This is a genomic window from Gluconobacter kondonii (assembly GCF_002723995.1).
GTDB lineage: Bacteria > Pseudomonadota > Alphaproteobacteria > Acetobacterales > Acetobacteraceae > Gluconobacter > Gluconobacter kondonii.
Window position 1 is genome coordinate 35,447 of the sequence record NZ_BEWP01000018.1, and the last position, 6,848, is coordinate 42,294.

General features: G+C 51.6%; 5 protein-coding genes and 2 pseudogenes. 2 read left to right on the plus strand and 5 right to left on the minus strand.

Annotated elements, in window-relative coordinates; all coding sequences use genetic code 11:
* Nucleotides 1–153: 153 nt before the first annotated feature.
* Together xylB and GKO01_RS13520 are read right to left on the minus strand one after the other, a co-directional pair.
* Complete coding sequence (gene xylB / locus GKO01_RS13515) at nt 154–1,629, minus strand: xylulokinase (RefSeq protein WP_099287481.1); 1,476 nt, start codon at nt 1,627–1,629, stop codon at nt 154–156.
* A 242-nt stretch (nt 1,630–1,871) separates the two neighbouring features.
* On the minus strand, nt 1,872–2,342 hold the full coding sequence (locus GKO01_RS13520; RefSeq protein ID WP_099287482.1) for an RrF2 family transcriptional regulator: 471 nt from the start codon (nt 2,340–2,342) through the stop codon (nt 1,872–1,874).
* A 79-nt stretch (nt 2,343–2,421) separates the two neighbouring features.
* Here GKO01_RS13520 and GKO01_RS13525 point away from each other — a divergent pair, with 79 nt between their 5' ends.
* Nucleotides 2,422–3,600 carry a globin domain-containing protein gene (locus GKO01_RS13525; protein WP_099287483.1) on the plus strand — a complete coding sequence of 393 codons (1,179 nt, stop codon included), beginning with the start codon at nt 2,422–2,424 and terminating at the stop codon, nt 3,598–3,600.
* Between the two features lie 124 nt (nt 3,601–3,724).
* Nucleotides 3,725–4,114, plus strand: a complete 390-nt coding sequence (locus tag GKO01_RS13530) for a tautomerase family protein (RefSeq protein WP_099287484.1) — start codon at nt 3,725–3,727, stop codon at nt 4,112–4,114.
* Between the two features lie 24 nt (nt 4,115–4,138).
* Here the strand turns inward: GKO01_RS13530 and GKO01_RS13535 are convergent, their stop codons facing one another.
* The 3 genes and pseudogenes from GKO01_RS13535 to GKO01_RS16355 form a co-directional block, all read right to left on the minus strand.
* Nucleotides 4,139–5,185 carry an Ldh family oxidoreductase gene (locus GKO01_RS13535; RefSeq protein WP_099287485.1) on the minus strand — a complete coding sequence of 349 codons (1,047 nt, stop codon included), beginning with the start codon at nt 5,183–5,185 and terminating at the stop codon, nt 4,139–4,141.
* A 268-nt stretch (nt 5,186–5,453) separates the two neighbouring features.
* Nucleotides 5,454–6,452 (minus strand): annotated as a pseudogene (locus GKO01_RS13540) (TonB-dependent receptor domain-containing protein); the annotation flags it as partial.
* A gap of 18 nt (nt 6,453–6,470) precedes the next feature.
* Nucleotides 6,471–6,848, minus strand: a pseudogene (locus tag GKO01_RS16355) (TonB-dependent receptor); the annotation flags it as partial.

The following is a 6,848-nucleotide window of genomic DNA, read 5'->3' on the forward strand; positions in this document are numbered from 1 at the left end:
TGGGGCGAGAGGAAGCTGTATCGAAGTATGGTGGGCTCACAGCTCCACGAGGCTCAGTTCTGGCGTTTTAATCCTGCTTTCCATATCTGTTTGATCTGGAAAGCAGGATTTTCCATTAAAATCCATCAGTTCCTAAATCATGGACCACTACTATCAATTTTTTCTCAGGGATGCTGTTTTTACTGCTACGAGACCTGGATAGAGTGCGCGATATTCCGCATAGGCAGTATCATACGCATGACGCAGTGATGCATCAGGAAAAACAACTCCCGCGCGCTTGGGTGACAGACATACTGCCTCTACATCCTCACCTGTCACAGCCAAACGAGCCAGTCGCGCTGCTCCGAATGCTCCTCCTGTCTCGCCATTCGCCAAACGATACAAAGGAATTCCCAGCACTGAAGCAAGGATTGCAACCCACAGAGGGCTCCGCGAACCACCACCGATGACCGATGCTTCTGTTATTTCGGATCCGGACGCCCTCAGTCCCTCTAGAGCATCGCGGAAAGAAAATGCGACCCCTTCCAGCACAGCCTGGGTCATTTGCGCGCGTGTCGTATCCTGTGAAAGGAGGGCGAAGCCACCGCGTACCGCTCCATCATTGTGAGGTGTACGTTCACCTGAAAGATAGGGCGCAAACAGGACGGGCGAGGGGGCGTCAGGCGATTCAGGCAACTCGGCCAGAAGCTCTGTCTCCTTCATTCCTGTCACTCGTGACCACCATGCCAGTGACGCCGCCGCTGAGAGTGTCACGCCCATCTGATGCCAGACGCTCGGCACGGCATGGCAGAACGCGTGAATGGCATCCCGACCACCCCCACGATACGAATCTGTCGTCACCCAGACCACTCCCGAGGTTCCTAATGACAGAAAAGCATCGCCTGGTTTTGTCGCACCTAACCCGACCGCGCCGGCTGCATTGTCTCCTGCACCACCTGCAAAGACTGGCGCTTTTCGCATTCCCCAGCGCTGCACCAGATCGGGCTTGAGAAAGCCAGCTGCCTCGCTTCCCTCTCGCAACGTCGGCATGTGGGACAGCGCCAGCCCCGTTGCCGACAGCGCCTCTTCTGACCAACGGCGCTGTCCGACATCAAGCCATAACGTGCCGGATGCGTCGGACATGTCCTCGATCGCTTCGCCTGTCATGGCAAAGCGAAGCCACGCCTTGGGCAGAAGTACGAGACGCGTCTTTGCAAAAATGTCCTTTTCATGTTCTGCGACCCAGATCAGCTTTGGCGCTGTGAATCCCGGCATGGCGATATTGCCGGTTACTGCGCGGCTCTCAGGGAAGCGACGTTCGAATATCGCGCACTCGGCCTCGGCCCTCGTGTCATTCCATAATATGCAGGGACGAAGCACCTTACCTTCACCGTCAAGCAGGACGGCGCCATGCTGCTGCCCTGAAAGGCCGATGCCCGTAACTTTCGATACTTCGGATGGATAGGCCTTTGCCAGCGCGTCGATGGCCGCGAAGGTGGCTATGAGCCAGTCCTCTGGGTTTTGTTCGCTCCATCCCTCATGAGGGCGCGAGACCTCCAGCTTTGCTGTTTCTGAGGCAAGCACCTGCTGAGCCTCGTCCACAAGCACTGCCTTTACTCCCGATGTACCTAAATCGATCCCGATATACATCTGTCGCCCTGCCATTTCATTCGGCTGTAAGTCTGGACCTGTTTGTACCTTATGGCGCGCCACGTTTGTGTGAAGTGTGAAGGATGACAGTTTCTCGTTTTAAGAATTGTTTTGAGGGGCTGGTTACCGAAGGCTGGTAAGATAATACGGAAAACTGTTTGCCCTCTCCAGCCCGTTAATATGGTTCATGACAATAACGAGTTTTCTTTATTTCAGATAAAAATTCGCAACATGAACTGAATTCAGACATCTTCTGCATTGTCTCTGGAGGATTGTACCAGTTCTGGAAATAATCTGCTGAGATCAGCCGGTTTCAGGAGATCGGCAAGGGTGTAACGATCCAGAACACTTAAAAAAGCATTCAGGGCTTCTCCCAAAATGCCACGTAACTGACAGCTGGGTGCTAGGAGACATGCCCGCCCACCCGTAGACACACCGTCGCAGTCTACAAGCATCATGTCTTCTTCAGTAAAACGCACCACAGTTCCGATGATGATGTCTGCGGGAGGGTGACTCAAGACCAGTCCACCGCCACGTCCGCGGATTGTCTTGATAAAACCTCCCTGTCCCAAGCGATGCACCACCTTCACAAGATGGTTTTCAGAGATTTTGTAGGCCTCTGCGATGTCTCGGATCGAGACGCGGATGTTTGGACGCGCACCAAGATAAAGAAGGGTCCGCAAGGCATAATCAGTGTGAAGGGTCAGACGCATACGAGTCCTTTGACAGATTGACAGGCAGAAGTCACGACCATATAGGTGTATTTAATATACATCTTTAAAAGGACCGACCATGTCCACTTCAGATCGTAGTCTCACTCCAGACGTCATTGCCATCATCAAAGCCACCGTCCCAGCGCTGGAAGCCCATGGGCTGGCAATCACGACCGAGATGTACAGCCGTCTTTTGGCCAATTCCGCTATTTCCGAGTTGTTCGACCCAACGCATCAATCCAAAGGAACGCAACCTAGAGCGCTTGCCATGGCCGTTTTGGCCTATGCCAAGAACATAGATAATCTCGGTGTCATGGGGGGAGCCGTAGAGCGGATTGCTCAGAAGCATGTCAGTCTGGAAATTTTGCCGGAGCATTATCCACATGTCGCAACAGCCTTGTTGGGTGCGATCAAACATGTGCTCGGTGATGCCGCGACACCGGCTATTCTTGATGCTTGGGGTCGTGCTTACTGGGCTCTGGCCGATATTCTGATCGGCCGCGAACATCAGCTCTATGATGTCAGCACTCACGCTGAGGGAGGTTGGACCGGCTGGCGTAATTTCAAGATCGTCCAGGCAATTCGCGAATGTGAAAATGTTACGACGCTTGAACTGAGGCCCGTGGACGGCAAGACTGTCATCCAGCCGGTTCCAGGTCAGTATCTTGGTGTGGACCTGGATATTCCAGGTCATGGTCAGACGCGCCGCAACTATAGCATTACGTCTAGACCGAACCATGAAGTCTACGCCATCAGCGTACGCCATGTGCAGGATGGGGTCGTCTCTTCATGGTTAAACAGTCATAATTGTGAAGGTCATGAGGTTCGCTTGTCACCGCCTGCTGGTAACTTTATTCTCCCGGAACATTTTGATGCTCCGGTTGCCTTTGTTTTTGCAGGGATCGGTGCAACGCCTATGATCGGTATGATTGAGGATCTGGCTGCCCGTTCCCATGGTCCCGCCGTTAGCATCGTGCAAATTGCTCACTCAGTGGATGCTGCGCCATTCTCCGGCCGTCTGGCAGATATCGTTCGTAAGTCGGGAGGGCGTATTACGCTTGGGACACGACTGACATCCATCGACGGACGTCCGGATGCAGAATGGATCGCGTCTCACATCCCGCATAACGCTACAATTTACCTGTGCGGCCCTGTTGATTTTATGCGCGATACGATTCAGGGGCTCCTCAAGATTGGCATTTCTACGGAACGTCTTCGTTATGAAACTTTCGGGCCAGATACAGGCGTTACAGATTAACGCCTGAAGCCACATCGTCGATATTTATAATTAATAGACATCCTGAGAAGAAATTTTTTCAGGATGTTTTTATAACATTAGAAATTTTTCTGTTTCTGAACACTTGATTCCGGGAGGAAGCGCCGTGCCATTATTGAATATCCATGTTGTTAAAGGCAGAACTTCAGATCAGACAACAACACTTCAGCAAGCTATTCATGATGCCATGCTGGAAGCATTCAGCGTTCCTGAACGCGATCGCTATCAGATTCTAAATGAGCATGAGCCAGAGCATCTTGTCATGCAAGATACCGGTCTAGGTTTTGAACGTTCGGGTAATCGTGTTCTGATTCAGGTAGTCACGCGCCCACGTACTCAGGAGATGAAAGAACGTTTTTATGCTCTACTGGTCGAGTATCTGGGAGAGCGATGCGCGTTATTACCTGAGGACATCATGGTTTCTTGCATCGAAAACAGTGATGCTGATTGGAGTTTCGGGTTTGGTCGAGCTCAGTTCCTGAATGGGGATCTGTAAATTATCTTTTCTCAAAACCTATATTCATACTTTCAACCCAAGTATTTGTATGGTTTCGAAATCAACAGGAATGCCGTTTGTAGCGCGTCGTTTTGCTTCTTTCCATTCACGATCACCTGGTGCCATCACAGGATGCAGTGGATCCACTGACGGGCCACTACGCAGAAGCTCGAGATAGCGATTCATCGCCAGTTCATATGTGACGTGCCCGACAAACCTTGCCGGGTCTATTGCAATCGCAAAATGCCCGACATTCTGACGTTTTTGGTAGTTTTGCTCTTCATCTGTCCCGACCATGACGGGATCTAAGGCTGCTCCCGTCAACGCACCAGCCAGTATTGCCACCAATCCTGCCAATGCAGCGCCTTTGAACCCAAAACCTTCTCCGCCTAGGGGCTGAAGAAAGGATGCCGCCAACGCATCCTGTGTGGAGTGGCCAGCACTGTTTGCAGCGACGCCTGTTGGCAACTGAAGGCCCAACGAGCGATAAAGTTTCACCCGATTGAATGGGATTGAAGAAGTGGCGATGTCCATGAACCATGGATCGGAGTTTTTTACAGGCGCCGCCATGGCAATGGGGTTTGTCCCATGGAATGGCTGCGCTCCTCCGAAAAGGGACACAGCAGCGTCAGAATTGCTCATAATCAGGCTGATCATGCCATGTCGGGCGGCTTCCACCACATATGCGCCAGCCGCTCCAAAGTGAGAAGAGTGATGTACGCCTACGGTTCCGATTCCGGTCTCGCGGGCTAGTTGTACGGCCTCATTCATGGCGAGGTAGGCAGCAGGATGAGCAAGGCCGCCGTCAGCATTCAGTTGACCAGTCGCCGGCCCGGTTCTCTCAAAAATTATGGTGGGCCGACGATTGATCCCCCCAGTTTGAAGGAGTCGGACATAGTGGCCTACCAGACGAACGCCGTGACTATCTACGCCGATCCGCGATGCATGGATTAGCGCACGTGTGGTGGCTTCAGCATCCGTTTCCTGTGCGCCTGCTTGAATCAGCCGGGTTATCACTTGGTGGGAAAGGACATCTTCCGGATAATAATGAACATTCGTTATAGCATTCACGAAAGAAATTCCACCTTTCTACGAAAAATCAAACCGTTTTGAACAAGTCTGTGATTAATCGGATCAATCCAGGGCGCCATCACAGCAGGTATCATACAATTTCTTGCCAGCTTACCAGCCTATAGATCAGTGTAAGACCAGATTGGATGGAGACATTGATGGCGCGGGTCTTGTCGTTTCTCATCCCGCTCTTCTTTTTATTTTCATCTCAACAACCTGCGGCCCATCAGAGAAAACTCTTTTGGATCGCAGGTTTTCATGATGGATTTCAATAAGTTACGTTCATCTTTGCGCCTACAAAGCGTGGCAGGCCAGGCATGACGCCGTAGAACGTCGCCTGTGTGCCGCCGGAGAGCCAGTAACGGCGATCGGCAAGATTTTGGCCATAGACTGTGACAGACCAGTGCTGTTTCGGAGCAGCAAAGGTCAGGAAGGAGTTCACGAGGAAATAGTCCGGGGCACGATAGATGCCGCCATCACCGATGTGCTGGGGTTGCGTCTGTGCACCGCGGTAATTGTAATCCACGTCAAAAGTCATCTTATAGTCGTGGAACATTGACCATGAATAAGTGGCAGCACCAGACAGCGTCAGGTTCGCCAATCCCATATTGTAACCGTTGTAGTTCGTATTGACGGGAGACCAGACGCCAGTTGCGGCGAACTGTGCTGTCGTGGCGCTTCTGTTCAGGCTTTGGAACTGGGAGTACGAACCGTTCTGGTAGCCAAAATTCTGTGTCAGGACGAGGCCGTGGAACGGATGGGCTTCCATGTCGAATTCAGCGCCATAGATATTGGAGCGTGGAGCATTCACATAGCCACCAAGAACACCATAAGGCGGCACGAGAATGGTACCGAGAAGCTGCTGGTCCCGATAGTCGTAGTAGAATCCCGCAGCGTTGAAGCGCAGATGACGGTTGAAGAACATGGTCTTGAAACCACCTTCGTAGGTAAGAACCTGTTCTGCCTTGAAGGGCTTCAGCTGGCTGGCCTGCTGGGTGATATTGGCAGAGAAGCCGCCCGGCTTGAAGCCACGTGAAAACATCACGTAACCCATGATATTCAACTTGAACTGATACTGTGCCCCGACCCGTCCAGCAAACTGGTTGGTCAAAGCACCTGAATTGCCAAAATTCTGCACACTTGTTTTGGCGCCACTGTTCAGGTCATAATTGGCACTGACGACATTCAGCATTTGGCGGTCATCAGATTCATGACTGATGGCCCCGATCAGGGTGAGTTTGGGTAATACCCGATAGGAAAGCTGTACGTATTGATTGAAGTTCTGCTAATTCTGACGATAAGACGTCTCGTTCAAGGGCGTGGTGTTCGGGCGGTCAGAAGAATCATACCAGAAATTCTGTGCCATCCGGGAACGACTGTAATACATCCCCATTTCCCAATGAAATTTGGCATGCGGGTTTAAAGACTCAAGCTTCACTTCCTGAGAGAACACATTCGTCTGGTTATTGCGGAACATGTTGCCGTATGACGCGACGGAATTCGTCTGGTTGGTCAGTTCATGCTCATCGACTGTTTCGAAAGCACTCAGTGTCCAGAACCTGCCCCAGCTGAAATCTTTTGTGTACCGGACGTTAGCGCCCCAGAACATATTGTCTTCACGGGGTTTCTTGTTGTTACCATCGATACCGATAATCTTTGCAAA

Bases quoted from the DNA above. Each gene is read 5' to 3' on its own strand.
- GKO01_RS13520 (WP_099287482.1), bottom strand. From the start codon at position 2,342: ATGCGTCTGACCCTTCACACTGATTATGCCTTGCGGACCCTTCTTTAT.
- GKO01_RS13525 (WP_099287483.1), top strand. From the start codon at position 2,422: ATGTCCACTTCAGATCGTAGTCTCACTCCAGACGTCATTGCCATCATC.
- xylB (WP_099287481.1), bottom strand. From the start codon at position 1,629: ATGTATATCGGGATCGATTTAGGTACATCGGGAGTAAAGGCAGTGCTT.